Consider the following 271-nt stretch of genomic DNA (forward strand, 5'->3'; position numbering starts at 1 on the left):
AAAAATGATAACGTGCCTTGGGATATTGCCCCATGGGTTATGTCGGGTGTGGCTTTAGGTGCACTTATTAGTGGCTTTGCAGCAAGTTTAATCCCTGAACAAATATTGCGTACAGTGTTTGCTATAAGTGTTGTATTTATTGCAGCAAGAATGGTGCTATCCGCGCGTAATAAACCGATGTCAGATAAACCGTTACCAGCAGGTCCTATTTTAGGTGGATTTTCTGCGATAATGGGCGGATTATCAGGTTTAATTGGTATTGGTGGTGGTG

General features: G+C 42.4%; 1 protein-coding gene. It reads left to right on the forward strand.

Annotated elements, in window-relative coordinates; all coding sequences use genetic code 11:
- The coding region (locus AAEY83_RS15135; RefSeq protein ID WP_351060198.1) for a TSUP family transporter at positions 1-271 on the forward strand (271 nt) is incomplete at both ends.

The sequence above is a fragment of the Psychrobacter sp. TB20-MNA-CIBAN-0197 genome (genome assembly GCF_040309765.1).
GTDB classification, from domain to species: domain Bacteria; phylum Pseudomonadota; class Gammaproteobacteria; order Pseudomonadales; family Moraxellaceae; genus Psychrobacter; species Psychrobacter submarinus.